Genomic DNA, 17,729 nt, shown 5'->3' with positions numbered 1-17,729 from the left:
TATGTCATTACCTAAAATTTCCTGCTTTTGCTGTACCTTTGGTCGCCCACATTTGTTAGAAGAGGCCATTGAATCGTTTCTGCGCCAGGATTATGCCGGTGAGAAAGAGCTGATTGTTCTCAATGACTTCAGCGGGCATCGCTTACTGTTCGAACACCCGCAAGTGACCGTTATCAATCTGCCGGTCCGCGTTGTTCCCCTGGGTAAAAAATTCAATTTGGCGGCAAGTTACTGCACGGGTGACATCTTAATGCCCTGGGAGGACGATGACATTTATCTGCCCTGGCGGCTCAGCGTCAGTGCTGCGCAGATCCGTGATGGCGTTTTCCATACCCGTCAGGCCTGGCTGGAAAACAGCGACCATGAGCTTGAATATTCTGAAAACCTCTATCAGTGTAACCTGGCGATTGAACGCACTGTTTGGCAGCAAATTGGCGGCTATTTAGAGCATGATGTCAGTGCAATTGATTTGGCGCTGTTTCGTGCGCTGGGAGGTAATGAACACACGCAAACATTACCGCAAGAGGATATTTTTTATGTGTATCGCTGGCAGTCATCAGGCGCTTTTCATGCATCCGAGGTCGGCGGACATTGCGCCAGTATCAGCGATCATGCCGGCTATATTGTTAATCAGCTGGCCATCTCGGGGAAACTGCCATTGGGAGACGTACAGCTTAAGCCTCACTGGCAAAGAGATTATGTTGCACTCAGTCGGTGTGCCAGTATTCCGACCCGCTCACCATCGCCGCCATATGTAACCGAGACGCAGCCAAACACGTGCCTTGTCACCCGGGGTTTTAAGATTGACGAACAGGTGTTTATTAACAGCCCACTTCACGACACCTGGTTTTTACTCGACCCCTTAGCGAGCACCATCTGGCAGGGGCTGCAATCGAATCAGTCAGTATCCGACATCGCGCTCACGTTACATCGTCAGTATAGGACCGATGTGGTCCATGCCAAAGCCGATATCCAAGCTATTACGGCAAACTTTAGCCAGGAAGGCTTATTGCGCGACTGGTGCGAACCGCTCTGGCTCGATGTGGCAGGGCAAGCCGTCGTCGTGGTCATCCAGCAGGACAGGCTGCGCAATGACTTTAAGCGTCTCTTTACCCAGCTCCAGTGTGACTGGCCCGTCAACTGGGATCACCTTCTAGAGCTGCGCGAAGAGCGGGAATTTTATAGTGTGTATCTGGATGCTCAACAGGATGCGGAGTTACTCTACGCAGATCAGGCCCTGTACCGTTTAATTGAATTGCTGCAGACGTTCCAGGCCTCAACCACGCAACATGCCACTTACCTCCAAGGTCTGTTACTTAGGGTAAACAATCAGGTGATTGCTATCTGCCACTCGGATCTCAGCCACCACGCTGTCAGCCTTGAGACCCTGGATGCACAGCAAGTCGAGGTCCTAAGCTACGGCCGCTTTCAGTTAACCACTAATGGCGATGTTCAGGCCGTTCGCGCCCCACACATAATCCCTGCGCAACAGCGCAAAGCATTGCACATCCAACCCGTTACCAGCGCCTATTTTAATGACCAGTTGCATCATATCTGTGAGCCCCTGCCCTGCGACGAGCAAACGCGCTATCAGGTTGATCACTGTATTATTGCCACTGAACATCTGCCTTCAGGTCAGTGCGCTGCCGCGCAGGCGTTATCAATACTTTTAAACGAAGGGCTGATCCGAAGCCCTTATTTGAGTCAGACTCAGACAGCGCACCTGCTCAGCTGGTTAGTCTCAGCCCATCCCGTCGCCGTTACGCCCGATGCTCTGACGCTCAGCACGCTGCCACTACGCCTGGATACAGCCCAAACCGATAGCTCTGCGCTGTCTCCTTTGCAGATCCCCCAGTTTAAGCGCTTTGATAAACAACGCACTCAGCTGACTTTACCCGGCGTTTTGCCCACAAATCAACAAAGAGCAGACAACAGACAGCGGTATGCCCAGGTTAACATCAACCCCTCTGTTGACTTAATTGAATGGGTTAGCCAAAAGCTTGAGGCCGGTGAAAGCAAGGCGCAGGTATACAGAGATCTGATTGAATCTGGCTACGCCATGGAAATGGCCGAAAAAGCCATGTATGGATTCAAGCCGAAAATAAAGACCGAGCAAATAGAAGATGCCAGCCTGCGTGAAAGCACACACACCAAACCGAGTCTCTATTTTGCTTTTGCCAACATCGCCATCACGCAAAACCCAAAAAGCATCCGCATTGCAGATGTACGCGCACAAATTTTCCGTTTTGAGGGAGCTTTCTCTGAGCAGGAATGCCAGTCGTTGATTACCCGCCTGGAGGGCCACTTTCAGCCCTCGACCGTCGTTGACCAGCAGGGCGACAGCAATCAGGGTTACCGTACCTCCTGCACCGCCTGCCTGGAACAGATCAGTCACCAGGAAAATATCAAAATAAAAAATAAAATCAGTGCCCTGATGGGTATTGATAGCGCGTATCTGGAGTCTTTACAGATCCAGCGCTATGGCACCGGGCAAGAGTACAAAGTGCACTGCGATTTCTTTCACGAGTCGTCCCCCAGCTACCAAAAATGCATCGACAGTGTCGGCCAGCGTACCTGGACATGCGTTGTCTATTTAAACGATGATTTTAGCGGCGGAAACACGCACTTTACCCAGCTGGATATCACGGTCACGCCCCGCACCGGCATGGCCTTGTGCTGGAACAACTTGTCACCGCTTGGTAAGCCCAACGAATACACCTACCACTGCGGCCAGCCGGTTGAGTCGGGATTTAAATACATCATTAGCGCCTGGTTTAGAGAAAAACCATTTAATAAAAAGCAATAATAAGAAAGCACCATTACAACGAATGATGCTTTGCTAAGTTATACTGGTGGAGGCGGTGCCCCGCCAAAGGTTGTGGGCGGCGGAGGTGGTGGTATGCCAAATGTGGTTGGCGGTGGTGGCGGCATGGCTGTGGGTGCAGGTGGTGGAGGGGGCGTCACCACAGGCTGGTCAGTCACATTAGGGTCTGTATCATCCAGATCGGTATCGTTATCAACATACCCATCTACGTAATCTACGCAGCTTTGAATACTGACATCCGCATTACCAAAACCATCATAATCACTATCCTGATAGAGTGTGTAGGGTAAAAAATCCCCGCGACGTATCAGCTTATTCGCCGCTTTAATCGATACCGTGATCACGTGTACATCATAGCGACTGTGGTGGCACACATCGATTTTTTCGCCTTTGGCGGCGACTTGCATCGATGTTGCCATCAGCACGGCCACTGCAACACGTGTTAGGTTTGAGTTCATGAGTACCTCCAAGGTAATTGGGTACTCATACAGTATGGCCAATAATTCGCCAAGTTCAATGCAAAAAACTGAACAATCTTTTGCATGGTCTATTTACTTAGTCGCTTCCGATTACAGTTTGATCTGTACACCCGTAATGAGCAGCTATAGTTAGACATATCACTTATCCACCGAGCGATATTTATGGCTGAAACGCGTGTTTTAATCACTGGGGGTGCCGGATTTATTGCCCACCATCTGGTGCTGGAGATCCTGCGGCGAACAGACTGGCACATTACTACACTGGACAGGCTCGACTACAGCGGTAACCTCAACCGACTGCAGGATGCATTGAGTGAGCTTCCTCCGGCTGTGACACGCCGGGTAAAAATCGTTTTTCACGATTTAAAAGCGGCATTAAACCCACAAATTATTCAGGAAATTGGCCGGGTAGATTATGTCTTTCATCTGGCTGCAGGATCTCATGTAGACAGAAGCATTGCCTATCCAATGAGCTTTGTGCTGGATAACGTCGTGGGCACCTGTAACATTTTGGACTTTGCCCGTAGCCAGGATAACCTCAAACGGTTTTTTTACTTCAGTACAGACGAAGTGTTTGGTCCGGCCCCCGCCGAGGTGCGCTACAAAGAAAATGACCGCTATAACAGCACCAATCCTTACTCGGCAACCAAAGCTGGAGGTGAGGAACTTGCAGTAGCCTACCACAACACATATAAAGTACCTGTCGTGATCACCCATACCATGAATGTTTTTGGTCAGCGGCAACACCCGGAGAAATTTATTCCGCAAAGCATCAGAAAAATACAACAAGGAGAAACCGTCACGATCCACAGTGACAAAACCTGTACCATCCCAGGCTCTCGCTTTTATATTCATGCGCAGGATGTTGCCGATGCCCTGCTCTTTCTGGTTGATAGCAACTGGTCTGAGAAGACAGACAATGAACAAACCCTTTGCCCTAAATTCAATATCGTTGGCGCAAGGGAGCTAAATAACCTGGAGCTGGCCCAAATCATTGCACAGGTGCAAAACAAACCGCTGCGTTACGAACTCGTCGACTTTCACTCTTCGCGGCCCGGACACGATCTGAGGTACGCCTTATGCGGTGAAAAAATGAAGCAATTAGGCTGGACACCAAAAGTTGACTTACTCAGCCGCTTAGAACAAGTTGTACATTGGACCTTACTTAATCCCAGATGGTGTTAGCTTATGAAAAATGAGACAGGGTAACACTGGTAATTCAACGCCGATGTTATATTCTGCTGTGGTGCGCTTATTCACAACCTGAACAAATCACCGAGTTAGGATAATGGGTGAGCCAAACACACAATAAGAATAAACATAAGAAAATCCGCATTGACCAAACGTCGGTGGGTGAGTAGTAAAAGCGCCAGGCGCATTAGGGATGTTATGACACAGCAATACTGGATAGGTGAGTTTTTTGTAGACTTATCACGTAATCAAATCACCGTCGAAGAAGAGATAAAAACCTTAGCGCCCAAGGCACTGTCTGTACTCACGGTGCTGGCAAAACATCAGGGGCAAGTGCTCAGTCAGGACATGCTACTGGATCACGTGTGGCAAGATACAGTGGTCTCGCCTAACACCCTTCAGCGTTGCATTGCGCAGTTAAGAAAAGCATTAGGTGATGATGGCAAAGAACAGCATATCATCAAGACCCATGCCAAGAAGGGCTACAGCCTGGAATGCGAAGTACGCTGGCAAGCACAACCGCAAAGTACGACACCTGAACAGCACACAGAGAGCACTCAACCCGAACCAAACCCCACACCTGCGCCCGCTCAGGTACGCTCCCGCTCTCAATTTGGTTTTGCCCTGTTTGCAGCGGCGTTTTTTATTGTTGGCCTCGCAGCATCGGTCTTATTCGAACCAAGCTCAAGCGCACAGCTTACTATCAGCGAATTCCGGCCACTGACTGCCACAGATAACCGAGAAGTGGCCGGAATATATTCTCCAGACGGCGAATATATTGTATTTCACCGTTATTCCACGGAAGTATGCCGTAATAATATCTGGGCAAAACGCATCGATACCCAGCAGGAGTTTCGTCTCACGGACAACCTGGATATCAACGGACAACATCAGTTTTCGCCCGATGGCAAAACGCTGGCCTTCGTACAAACCTCTAACTGTATTCAGCCCGTAACACAAAAGCTCTGCTATCACCTGATGACGCTGGATTTCGATAAAGCACTGCAAACACCACAAACGCCGACTCGCGTGCTGGAGTGCAAAAACTCGCAGATCAGAGAGCCGCAATGGCTGGACAGCGACCACATTGCGCTGCTGCAAAAAACCCATGAGCGCTGGAAGTTAATTCGCTATTCTCTGAAAGATAACACCAGCACCCCTCTTTATGAGGTCAGCGATGGCGATATCATCAGCTATGATTACTCGCGTAAAGACGGCCTGCTGGCGGTTGTGCGCCTCGGCGAAGGGTCACATCATTATCTTGATATGCTCAAGCCCAATGGCGAGCAGGTATCCAGCCACCGCATTCACTACCCCAATACCATTGCCCCCTTTAAGTCTATCTACCCCAACTTTTCGCCCTATGAAAATCAACTCGCCTTCAGCACCGGCCGCCAGTTATACACCCTAACCTATCAGGGGCAGGTTAACCCGGTGACCCTGCCAGTGGATGAACCTATGGGCTCACCGGTGTTTCATCCCAGTGGCAGCCGTATGCTGGTGATCAAGGGACAATACGACAGCGATATTTATGCCATGCCTTTACACCAGGCAACACAGGCACAAACACATCAAATTTTAGAACGCTCGAACCGGGAAGAAAGCAACGCCCTATTTCAGCCAGGGGGCGATCTGCTCGCCTTTAATTCTGCGCGCTCCGGACAAATGCAGATCTGGCTCAGTGACGGACAAGTCCCCTGTCAGCTTAGCAATTTCCCTATGGACACCTCTTTATATGAAACCCACTGGTCCGCCGATGGGACACAGCTGTTAGCCAATACCGACAAAACACTGGTGCGTTTCAACCTCGATGGCAGCCAACACACTGTGCCACTGGACTACCCGGTGGTGCAGTTGTTTCATTGGGACAGTCGCAACCAGACAGCCTTATCTCTGATCCGGGTCAATGGCATACTCACCTTTGCAGAGCTGGATCTGAACACCGCTGATGTGCGTATTCTCAAAGACCGCGACGTAACCTGGGCACTCAAAACCGCCGACGGGAGCCTGATTTATACCGATCACATGGATCGTTTCTGGCGATCCGGCCCGGTTGAAGACCAACTGATTGAGCCGCTATTGACGCAAGGCAGCGAGCGACTGTTTACCGCGTTTGGCAATACCTTGTATGGGATCAACGAGGATGCCCAATTGTGGTCTTACGATCTGCACAGCGGTGATTTTGAGATCATCACCACTGTGGCAAACGATATTATCCGCATTTCAGCCGTCAACGATGCGCAAATCCTCCTCATCAAACAACTTACATCGCGTAAAGAAGTGGTGGAGTTACTACTGGCTGATTAACAGCATTACTCAAGGGGCGGGCTACGATCAGCCCCTTGAGCAACACAATGCACGGGTTAAGGCTCGGCAAGCTGTTGCTTTTCCTGCTCGCTAAGCGTGCGTTGATAGTTACTGTGGCTCAGGCCCAGCCACTGCGGTAAGGTTGCACTGACAAAAACGGAAGACCAGGTCCCTACTGCAACCCCAATGAATAAAGCACTCGCAAATCCCTGCAAACTGGCCCCACCGAGCCACCAAAGTGCGGCTATGGTAGTCAGTGTCGTCAGCGAGGTGATGGCGGTTCTGCCCAATGTGCTGCCCAACGCCGCATTAATGGTGTTACTCACGGTGCTATCAGGACGGGCACGAACCAGCTCTCTGACCTTGTCACCAATGACAATAGAATCATTCAATGAGTAGCCAATGATGGCCAGCAAGGCGGCCAGTACTGTCAGGTCAAATTCCATTCCGGTCGCAGCGAAAAAGCCCAGTGTGATAAGCACGTCATGTAGCAAGGCCAGACTTGCCGACACAGCCAGTCGCCATTCAAATCGTACTATCAAATACAGGCCCACTGCCAACAGGCTTACGAGCAATGCCAGCCCGCCCTGATCGATAAGCTCTGCGCCTATCTGCGCACCCACATAGCGGCTGTCAAGGATCTCCATCCCCAGATCATCGGACAACTGAGTGTGCCAATCGAGCGGTGTCGGGCTGTTATTGTGCGGTGGCTGAAATAATTGCCAATGAAGCGCCCCTTGCTCAGATAATCGAAACTCCCCGGAAACATAGGGCGTCAGCTGGTCGCGTAACTCACTGCTGGAGATATCCTGAGCGAGCTGGAACTCACTAACATAGCCACCCGTAAAGTCCTGTCCAAACACCAGTCCATGCTGGTTGATGAGCACCGCGCTGAGTATGACCGCTATCAGACTGAGTAGTAATCCTGAGGTGCGAAGTGTTTGCCAGAGTTTATGCATATCAGGCTCCTTTTTCCGATTTGGTGCGATAGAACCACTGCGACAATTGGCCGGAGACCACTACACCGCAAAACATACTGGTGATGATCCCCAGTGCCAGAGTGATGGCAAAACCCTTAACCGGGCCATAGCCAATGGACATCAACACCAGCGCGGTGATCATGGTCGTCAAATTGGCATCTATGATGCTGCTTTGCGCTTGCTGATAACCACGTTTTAGCGCCGCGCGCATGCTGCTTCCCTGTCGCCTTTCTTCTTTGATCCGCTCAAAGATAATCACATTGGTATCGACCGCCATACCTATCGTCAGGACCAGGCCGGCAATGCCGGGTAAGGTCAGCACAACGCCCGGTAGTAACGACATCAGGCCCACTAAACATACCAGATTCGCCACCAGCGCCATGCAGGCAATGACACCCAGCTTGCGATACCACAACAACATGAACCCCAATGTCAGCGACAGGCCCAGTGCCAGTGCACCAAAACCACTTGCGATGTTTTGCGCACCCAGGTTAGGCCCTATGGTGCGTTCGGTTACTATGGTTAAGGGCGCATCTAAAGATCCTGCCCGCAATAACAGCGCCAGATCCTGTGCCTTTTGCCACGACCCCAGGTTCGTTATGCTGAAGCGTTGTCCCAACACCTGTTGAATGGTGGCGACTGAAATCACCTGACTACTTTGGTGGATCTCACCCCGGCTATCGGCGATATACTCACTGTACATAGTCGCCATAGGCTGACCCACATTGGCACGGGAAAAACGCAACATTTTATCGCCGCCCCGGGATGATAAAAATAACTGCACCAGAGGTTTACCATACTCGTCACGGCCAGCCTGCGCCGAGTCAATATCAGCCCCGGTAAAAATAGCCAGCGGGTCTAACCCCACCATGCCATGCTCAGCTTTGACGCGCTTGCCACCGAACTCCTGCAACGCATGGAAAGACAGTTGTGCTGTCGCACCGATGATCCGTTTTGCTGCCGCCGGATCCTGAACCCCGGGTAGTTCAATACGAATGTAATTGGCCCCCTGAAGCTGGGTCACAGCTTCTGTAATGCCCAACTCTTCGATCCGCGATCTGAGTGTGGTCAGCGCCTGGGTCATGGTTTGTTTTTCAAAGGCTGCTTTGCCAGCCTCATCGTAGCTGAGTGTTGCCCGCAATAAATTACCGTGTTTATGTGTCTGGACGCTCAGGTGCTGAAACTGGGCCAGCAATGCCGTCTGTAACTGCTGCAATGCCGCTGCTCCCTGGGGGAGCGCCACCAACTCAAGACCTGCAACCAAACTGCGTTCAATACGCACGCCTTTTAATTTATCGCGGATGCGCTGAGACTTTGCTTCCAGCGCGATATTTTCCATGCGCTTTTCCAGTGCTTTGTCGGTATCGACTTTCAACACGAACAGCACCCCACCATTTAAATCCAGGCCCAGCTTAATGGGTGATAACCCCAGCCGTTGCAACCAATATGGCGCAGTGGCTTGTTCAACCACTTTTACAGACGCCTGATCCCGCAACGCCTCGGCCAACACCGCTTGTGCTGAGGCTGAGGCAGTCTGTGACGTTAACGTCACCAACGTTGGCTCGCCCGAAGCTATCTGTGCAACGCTAAAGCCGTGGCTTTGTAGCAGTTGCACGAGCGTGTCGGGACTGGGCAAGGTCTGCGCTTGTGGCAGCGCACTGATACTGAGTTGGGTTTTGTTTTGATATAAATTGGGCATAGCACACAGACCCAATACAAGGATCACAACCACCACCAACAACCGTTTGAGCCGCGCCGGCCAGGCCGCACTCGCAGCGTTCGTTCTTCTATTCATAATTAGACTCACTTATCGGTGAGCTGCACCGCTGAGCAGCTCACACTTTAGCTATTTACCTGATAAAACATGTCGCAGCCCAACCAGAGTTCTGGTCGCTGCGTATCGTGAGATCAGGTGCTCAGCTGATAAGTCAGTCTTGCACGGTAAGTTAAATTAGCAGGCTGGCAGTCATTAATAAGACCTGTGCGCATACGCGAGGCACACTGATGCCAGGGTCGTGTTAAAGGTTGGTGAATATATTGCTGGCTCACCCGGTACAAGTCGGGATCAGCAAAGACATAGAGCAGATCATAATCTGGCTGTTGGTCCGGATGCAGAAAGTAACTGGGATGCGTTAATCGGCTCTGTGACGGCAGTTGCGCGGGATAGCTTGCCGGTTGTGAATGCGACACCTCACTACCTGGCGCAGACAAGTGCTTTACCAGCGCAGTGTCGGTGGCTTTATGCCAGAGGTCATTGGTGTCAGGTTCGGTATCAACACTCACAGCCAGTGACAACACTGTCAATGAAACGTTCTGGGTTTGCCAATCTGCGGCCACGGCATCACGACTACCCATATTCAGTAGCGTACATAGTAGCAAAAGCGGCACTAAACACCGCAGTATTTTGGCAAATGTCTCATAACTCATGGGGTGAAGATATAGACGGCAAAACGGTTTTTCAATAGCCATCACAAAAAATGACCGTGATACCGGGCAAAGCATAGCAGCGTAAAATTGACGAGAAATTATGTTGCGCTTAATCTTAGTCAAAACCACCATGCACCATTCGATTACCCCCTGTTCTGCGCACGCATTTAGTACAAAAATATGCCCTACCAACGGCCCAAATAAATCACAGCTTTTAGCGTAACGATCTCATAAATATTATCGAAACAAAAAAGCCGCGACACTTTTTGGTATCGCGGCTTCAAACTTTTTATACGCTAATGAGCTTATTCAAACTCAATAGTGACAATCTGCTTCTGGCTTTGACCATTGCTACTAGTGTAAATGTAATAACTAAATGAGTCACTTGCGCCATTTGCACTGCCATTTGGTGTATAAATAAATTCACCAGAGTATTCACTGATGGCGACGTCGCCAAAGGCTGGCGCATCTGCCAACCCAAATGTCACCCCATTGCCACCTGGTAGCTTGCCAGCAAAAGTAGCATATTCAGTCGTTGTAAACTTAACATCAAGGCTGTTATCTACTTCAACCGCGCCAAAAATAGTACCGTTGTATCTATCAATCGCTTTATTTTTTCGGACATCTTGTTCGAAGTCGTGATACAAGAGTAAATCTTGTTGACAGCCTAGTGCCATTTCCTCTTTACAAGCATTTATCTCATCTTCAGATAGTGCACGAGTCCATATCGCAACATCGTCAATGTGACCTTTAAAGGTGTTTGTTGTTGTATCTGTCGAACTGTAAGCGCCAATACGAAGTGGTACGTGGTTGTTCAAGTTACGTTTTGTACCTAAACCACTGCTACCAACGTTCTTGCCGTCTAGATACATTGTCACTTTAGCGGCATTTTCCCAATCAACAACAACTGCAGCATGGTACCAGCGTCCGGTAGTAAGTTTTTGACCCGTCGCTTCATATCCTTTTTTGCCATTGTTGTACGCATCATGATTCCACGTTAAACGATTTCTTGTGTTAACACTCCACGTCCAGCCTTTATAACCATTGGCACCACCAATTTTTTTATTGAGGATAATGCGAGTTTGGTTGCCAGAACCTGGTTCTAAATAGATCCAAGCTTGTGCTGTGAAGTTGTCACCACCGAAGTCAAGTGAACCATCGACAGGGTCACCAAAGTCAACATAATCACCATTACCGTCAAACGTTAAATATGTATTATGCTTTTCAAGCTCTGGGCCGTTCACTAACGTCATCGTACTCTCGCCTGTTAGATCTTCTAATTCACCGTTAACCATACTGTCAAAGTGATAGTAAGAAACTAGGTTTGAGTTACTTAACGAAGCGCCTAAGTAACGATTTGCAGCGATAGACTCTTGTGATTTTGCGTAATCCCAAATACGAACTTCGTCAATATTCGCATCTAACTTCTTGCTAATACCATCGTTGCCAGAACCCCACACAAAGTAAACGTTACTATCTTTTGCAGCATCTATTTCAGAAATGATTAGTTCACCGTCTAAGTATACTGACAACTGCTGAGTCGGCTGATCATAACTCACAGCATAGTGCTGCCACTGACCAACAGTGATTGTTTTAGTCGACTTAAACGTGGTGTTTGTTGCTTTCACACGTAAACGACCATCAGAGAATATTCTCACCGCAGCCTTTGAAGAGTTTGCGTCTTCTGAGAAAGTGAATAAATTAGAGTTTTCCTCTGGATTCAACGAGTTCACTTTTACCCACGCTTCAATCGTGTATGAACTATTTGGATTAAAACCAGAGTCCATAGTTTGAACCATGCTCTGATCAGTACCGTTGATTACAATAGATTGGCCAAAACCGCTCATGATAGATAAGTCTTGATGATACGGGCTTTCAACAGGGCTCCACTCACTACACTCAGGGTTACCAAAATCAGTACCATCATGCGGGGTTACACAAAAAGCAACATAGCTATCAATGTCTTCCAATGACAAGGTGTATGATTGATAGAATTCACCCTCAATCACTTGCGCATCATCATTACTGCCGGTCGCAGAACGATACCACTGATAACGTGAGCTCTCTTCAATATCACTTTCATGATCAGTATAAGTGTATGACGCAGATACTGTAGATTTACCGATGAAATCGCCAGCTAATGTTACCTCAGAAGCCACTGGGGCATTGTTGCCATATGACAATACCGGTTCACCACATGCTGCACTGTTACTACATAAGTCAAATGATAACGCCGTTGTGAATGAGTTTTGCGCGATAGTGATTTCCGTTGGTCCACCAAAGTCTGTGGTGTCAAACTGGATCTCTTTCTCACTGTCTAACAATGGCCCGTAAGAACCTTTTTCAAACATCAAACCTTGGTTACCCATAGTGTAGATGTTATCTGCGGTACAAACGGCCTCTTGGACATTGTATTCAAACTCAAGCAATTTAAATGGCATTCTAAAGAATGCATTCATTTTTGTGTTGTTAACAAATTTTGATGCAGCATTGACGGTTAATGTCGCGTCAATCATACCGTCGTTATTAACGTCATGCGTAAGCTCTGGCGTAAAGGTAATGTCTTCTTCCGGGTCAAAGTAAACCTCAGTGCCATCTTCAAGAACTAAAATAGCCGTAGATTCAATGTTCAACTCAAAGTCTTGGTGTAAATCAAGCGCTGCACTTACAAAAGTATCAAGTGTACTGAATTTGTATCTGCGATATAAATCTTCACCAGCAGGTGCAAAATAGTTATCAATACATTGTTCAGACGTGCCTTCCATCGACTCCATGCCAGCTTGTGCGTGCCACTTAGTCCAGTTAGAGCCCCAGTAAATTTCTTCGGATACCCAGTCAGTTAAATCGTGACCAGCTAAGAAACGCAGCTTATCTACTTCTAAACCAATCGCTTTTTCAATCGCCTTTCTTGCGTTTGAAGGCACCTCAGCTAAAGAGTCACGTGTTAGATTCTTAATGAAATAGATGATCTGTTCATTCGTCATGTTTGCAGGAATGAAAGAGATTGTTGTGGCTGTTGGATCTGAGACATCAGTACTGATAATTTCAATACCATCAACTGCACCTTTGTGAGCATATACAACATCAATAATATCAACGCCATTAACAAAACTCGTACCATGAGTGATATTGTCACTAACACCTCTAGCGTGATCTTCCGCTGTAACAACAGATAACTCATAAAAGTTGTTTTCAATTAATGAAGTTATTTTCTCATCAGTCAACTCACGCGTTAAATCGTAAACTTCTACACCGTCTTCCAATTCATAGCAATCGGCACGATTAAGCGCATTGGCACAGTTGTCACCGTATACACCAAACGATTCTGAACCGACGACTTTCTCATAAGAAGCATAATCAATTTTGGTTTGACCATTTAGTTTTTCAAACAGCGCTGATTCATATTTAATTAAATAGTCTTCAAAAATTAACTCAGCAGAGATTTGCACACCAGGAGACGACGCAATGAAGTTTGCGTTTTCACCAACGGTAAACTTGGTTGCTAAATTAACCGGCTGACCTGCTGCAATTTCATCCGGGAATCGTAAATCCATCTCAAGAGGAATGTCAGCTTCAACCCATCCACCGAAAAGGTCCATGCCGCCCACGTAATGGATTTTACCATGTGATTCAATTCGAATAATCGCAGGATCATCCGGCAGATTTTCTTCTGGCACATTCCAAGTATGCTTCGTTTCAGTTGATGCCCACTGAGGAGAGCTCATACCTAATAATTCAAGTACAGTGTTATCACCCCAATAGCTACCTTCACCACTTACATCACCTTCCAACGTAATTTCCATTGAGTCCATATCTAATACGTCAACAGTAATCTGTGCGGTGTCAGTCGTATTGTATTGGTCATACACAATCACTTGTAATGTGTAAGTTGCGGTTTTTTCAAAATCTAAACGGGAGATAGTCGGGCTAATGCTTAATACACCTGTTTGTGCATCTAATACGAGGTCACCATCTTCATTACCGCTCAAGATTTGGAACGTAACGAAGTCACCAACATCATTTGCATCGGCTGCAAGTATGCCAATTCCTGTACCACTGGCAGCAATTTCACTGACAGTAAACGTTTGATCTTCTATCGTTGGGGCATTATTAACCGTAACTGTTAAACCATCTTGCACCAACATAGTCGCTGAGCCAGACGTAAATACTTTATAAGTTACATTATCGATAACTTGTGTTGTTTCAGAGTCAACCCATTGGTTATTTGCTGCACCAACATAGTCGTCGTTGTCACCTAAAATACGTAAGTTTGAGTTACTGCTCACGCTCTTATTAAGCGTAATTGAGTTAGCACCTGAACCACGGATATCAAATACTTCAACGTTACGAACACGAGAAGCTTGAGTTGCAAGGTCTAGATTAATACCTGAACCGTCAAATACTAATGTATCTGTGTTACCGCCTGCATCAATACGAGTGAAGGTGTTATCAGAAATGTAAATAGTATCTTCACCTGGACCTGCGTAAACGGCATCAGTGCCACCGTTAGTTCGAATGACGTCGTCACCTGTACCAGTGGCAATATTATCTGCAGAAGCAGTACCTGTGATTGTGTCGTTACCTTCAGTCCCCCAAAGAGTTACTAACTTGCCGTCACCATTTAGAACATACACAGCACCTGTGTTGTTTAAATTGTTTTTGTTCGCAGAAGGCGTACCAAATTGAATGTCTTTGATACCGTCGCCATTAATGTCACCTGCACTTGCAATGAATTGCCCAAGTTGCTCACCACCATTACCTTCAGAGTAAAAACCTTGTTGGGTTTCAATGATCTCACTAAGATAAACAGGCTCTGTACCTGCGCGGCCATAAACAGCGTATACACGACCCTTGTTGTCCTCTGCAAATGGGTCACCGATGATGATGTCATCAAAGCCGTCGCCATTTAAGTCGCCTGCACCACCGATTGAACCTAAAATAACTTGTAGGTCACTGTGGTCGATATTTGACGCGTCATTGTGAATTACAAAACCGCCATTGCCATTGGCAATATCCGCAAGATTGATTTCATCAGCAACGTCAACACCGCCAAATAAGATGTATGCACGAGGGTGTTCAATACCAGAGCAACACCCTGTGTCTGTCAATAATAATGCGATATCGTCAACACCATCTGCGTTTACGTCACCTACATGAGAAGTAGTAAATGAAGGAAGTGCATCAAGAGTTGCATCACCAAAATCGAAACCATAATTGCCGCTGCCTTGTGGCGTGATCTTGATGCCGTTGCCTGCGGACTTAATACTATTATATTTAACAGCCTCTCCGCCGATACGGCCATGAACAACATAACTTGTACCAGAGGTATCAACAAATAAACCGTGGCTAACAATAAAATCTGTTAAGCCATCGCTATTAAAGTCGCCCGTTGGTAAAACTTGTGCGCCATAATACCAGTCGCTAAATAACTTTCTGCTTGGACGCGTAATCGCAAAACCTTGCTCGTTGTAGTCAGTCGCAACGTTAGCTAACTGAACAACATTGTTGTCTTTTTTACCGTAAACAACATACGCTAGGTTTGGATCAGCTGTACCATCTTCAAGTAAATCTCTTAATGCAAAAGAGCCTGTACCCGCTAAGAAACGAGTAACCGTTTCACCAATAACAATATCACCCAGACCGTCACCGTTAACGTCACCAACAACTAACGTACCACCTGCATAATCTTCTGTGTATGCACCGTGAATAGCAAAGCCATAGTCGCTCCCGCCAGCATTCATATCAGATAATGGCACATAGTTAGTACCAGCTTTACCAAATACAACATATACTGAACCAGAGTTATCGCCATTAGTTCCCGCATAAGGAGCACCAACTACTACGTCTGATAATCCGTCACCGTTAATATCAACACCACCAGCAACAGCAAAACCTGCGTTGTCGCCAGACTCTGCCCCCATGATACCAAAACCGCGAGTACCACCGATCACTTCTGTTAGTGATGGGAATGTGCCCGTTGCATCACTGAACAGAACGTAAGCAGCACCATTATCTTCGTACATAAAGGTGCCGTCATTTCTATAAACATCTGCTTGTGGAGAGCCTACAATGATATCGTCGAAACCGTCACCGTTTACGTCTCCAGCAGGAGCTACTGACCAACCAGCCCAGTCATCCGCTGCCAGACCATCAATGGATTGCGCATTGTTGTTTAGTGAATCGTTAATGTCAGTAACATTAATCGTAACTGGCGTGTCATAATAATTACCCGCGCCATCTGTAGCTCGAACAGTCAGTGAATACTGGTTATTACCTAGTTCAAAATCTAATTGCGTTTGGTCAGCAACTTTAATTTCACCTTTAATCGGATCAACTGAGAATACCCCTGCGTCGTTACCAGACACGATAGAATATGTATAATGCTCAAGGGGGATATCCCAACGACCGGCTTCAAAAATTTGATAATGCAGTTCAAACTCGCCAAAACGATTTGGAACGATGTTCTCGTTATTTGAATGCAAGTAACCTTCTAGCATCATAGGTGCAACGAAATTTAAGCGCACAGCAGCGTCAAAAATCTGTTTGTCTTTACCAACCGCTTGAACGAATACAACCGGATTGTTATACGATTTTGAGAAAGTAATTGAGAATGGATTTTCGATGTCGTTATCATCAACCGTGATAACACCTGTTTCACCAACAATAGCCATCGTCTCAGTAAACAATAAACCTGTACCTTGTAATGCAAATACGTTTACGTTTTCCGCAGCGTGTGAAGCATCATCAAGATTATCAATATGAACTTTTACTTTATTTGCAGACAGTTCATCAATTGCCACGCCACTTTGCGAAGTGCCGTTGTACGTCGATAAAGAAGTTAAAATATTCGGAGTGTCTGTCATCGGCACGCTAAACGCGTGACCGTGGGTATTGTGTGTTACCGAAGTGCCTGTGCTTGACACGTCGATAGGCTTGTCGTTCCAAAAAGCTGAAATAGGCTCAGCAAATGCAATCCAACCTAGCGTTTCACCTTCACCAGTATCAAGGAAGCTTTGTATAACACTCGTGCCTTTTTTATCTAACTCTGATTCAAGCACCGCTTCAAAGCCAAGTGCAGTCACATTGTCTAAACGATGGCGCATTAACAAGCGATTATTGTTCTTGCTTGTTACGCCAGAATAAGAATAAGTACTTACTTCGTACTCTACCTGATAGTCACTGTTTGACTGGATCTGACCAAACACGATTGGTGCTTGTGTAAAGGTTGAAGTAAATGAAATGGGTTCAAACGCCTCACCATTTGTTACCCAGTTTTTTATCTCAGTTTTACCAACTTCTAAACGTACCTTTTTGTCTGATTCGCCATCAAGGAAGCTAACAGTACCAATGATCGTGTTCGCTTTAGTATTTTCATCAACATTTATTGTCAATGGGGCCGGCGTTGCCTGAACAAAGTTGGGAAAACTAGTCCCCACAGTCAGTAATGCCAAGTACAGTTTGTTCCGCATTATAGTATTCATACCCCTCTACCTAGTCGGTAAATACAGCTTAAGATATGAA

8 protein-coding genes are annotated in these 17,729 nt (G+C 47.1%); 3 read left to right on the top strand and 5 right to left on the bottom strand.

Annotation, left to right across the window (positions count from 1 at the left end; all coding sequences use genetic code 11):
- Position 1 precedes the first annotated feature (1 nt).
- On the top strand, positions 2-2,806 hold the full coding sequence (locus CWC22_RS02205) for a PqqD family peptide modification chaperone (RefSeq protein WP_171045065.1): 2,805 nt from the start codon (positions 2-4) through the stop codon (positions 2,804-2,806).
- A 38-nt stretch (positions 2,807-2,844) separates the two neighbouring features.
- Here CWC22_RS02205 and CWC22_RS02200 read toward each other — a convergent pair whose 3' ends face one another.
- Positions 2,845-3,282, bottom strand: a complete 438-nt coding sequence (locus CWC22_RS02200) for a hypothetical protein (protein WP_138538329.1) — start codon at positions 3,280-3,282, stop codon at positions 2,845-2,847.
- Positions 3,283-3,465: 183 nt separating this feature from the next.
- Here CWC22_RS02200 and CWC22_RS02195 point away from each other — a divergent pair, with 183 nt between their 5' ends.
- The gene (locus CWC22_RS02195; protein ID WP_138538330.1) at positions 3,466-4,488 is read left to right on the top strand and encodes a dTDP-glucose 4,6-dehydratase; all 1,023 of its coding nucleotides are present in this window, start codon (positions 3,466-3,468) and stop codon (positions 4,486-4,488) included.
- A gap of 204 nt (positions 4,489-4,692) precedes the next feature.
- Positions 4,693-6,801, top strand: coding sequence for a winged helix-turn-helix domain-containing protein (locus CWC22_RS02190; RefSeq protein ID WP_138538331.1), 2,109 nt, complete (start codon positions 4,693-4,695; stop codon positions 6,799-6,801).
- Between the two features lie 56 nt (positions 6,802-6,857).
- On the opposite strand, the gene secF is transcribed toward CWC22_RS02190, so the two are convergent.
- The 4 genes from secF to CWC22_RS02170 all read right to left on the bottom strand — a co-directional run bounded on the left by secF (position 6,858) and on the right by CWC22_RS02170 (position 17,689).
- On the bottom strand, positions 6,858-7,760 hold the full coding sequence (secF, locus tag CWC22_RS02185; RefSeq protein ID WP_138538332.1) for a protein translocase subunit SecF: 903 nt from the start codon (positions 7,758-7,760) through the stop codon (positions 6,858-6,860).
- A gap of 1 nt (position 7,761) precedes the next feature.
- Positions 7,762-9,576 carry a protein translocase subunit SecD gene (secD, locus tag CWC22_RS02180; RefSeq protein WP_138538333.1) on the bottom strand — a complete coding sequence of 605 codons (1,815 nt, stop codon included), beginning with the start codon at positions 9,574-9,576 and terminating at the stop codon, positions 7,762-7,764.
- 113 nt (positions 9,577-9,689) lie between these two features.
- On the bottom strand, positions 9,690-10,250 hold the full coding sequence (locus CWC22_RS02175; protein ID WP_138538334.1) for a hypothetical protein: 561 nt from the start codon (positions 10,248-10,250) through the stop codon (positions 9,690-9,692).
- A gap of 263 nt (positions 10,251-10,513) precedes the next feature.
- Positions 10,514-17,689, bottom strand: a complete 7,176-nt coding sequence (locus tag CWC22_RS02170) for a LamG-like jellyroll fold domain-containing protein (RefSeq protein WP_138538335.1) — start codon at positions 17,687-17,689, stop codon at positions 10,514-10,516.
- Positions 17,690-17,729 lie beyond the last annotated feature (40 nt).

This window comes from Pseudoalteromonas rubra (assembly GCF_005886805.2).
GTDB lineage: Bacteria > Pseudomonadota > Gammaproteobacteria > Enterobacterales > Alteromonadaceae > Pseudoalteromonas > Pseudoalteromonas rubra_D.
The sequence above is the reverse complement of the archived record's forward strand: the minus strand, read 5'-3'. Positions and strand labels throughout refer to the sequence as shown.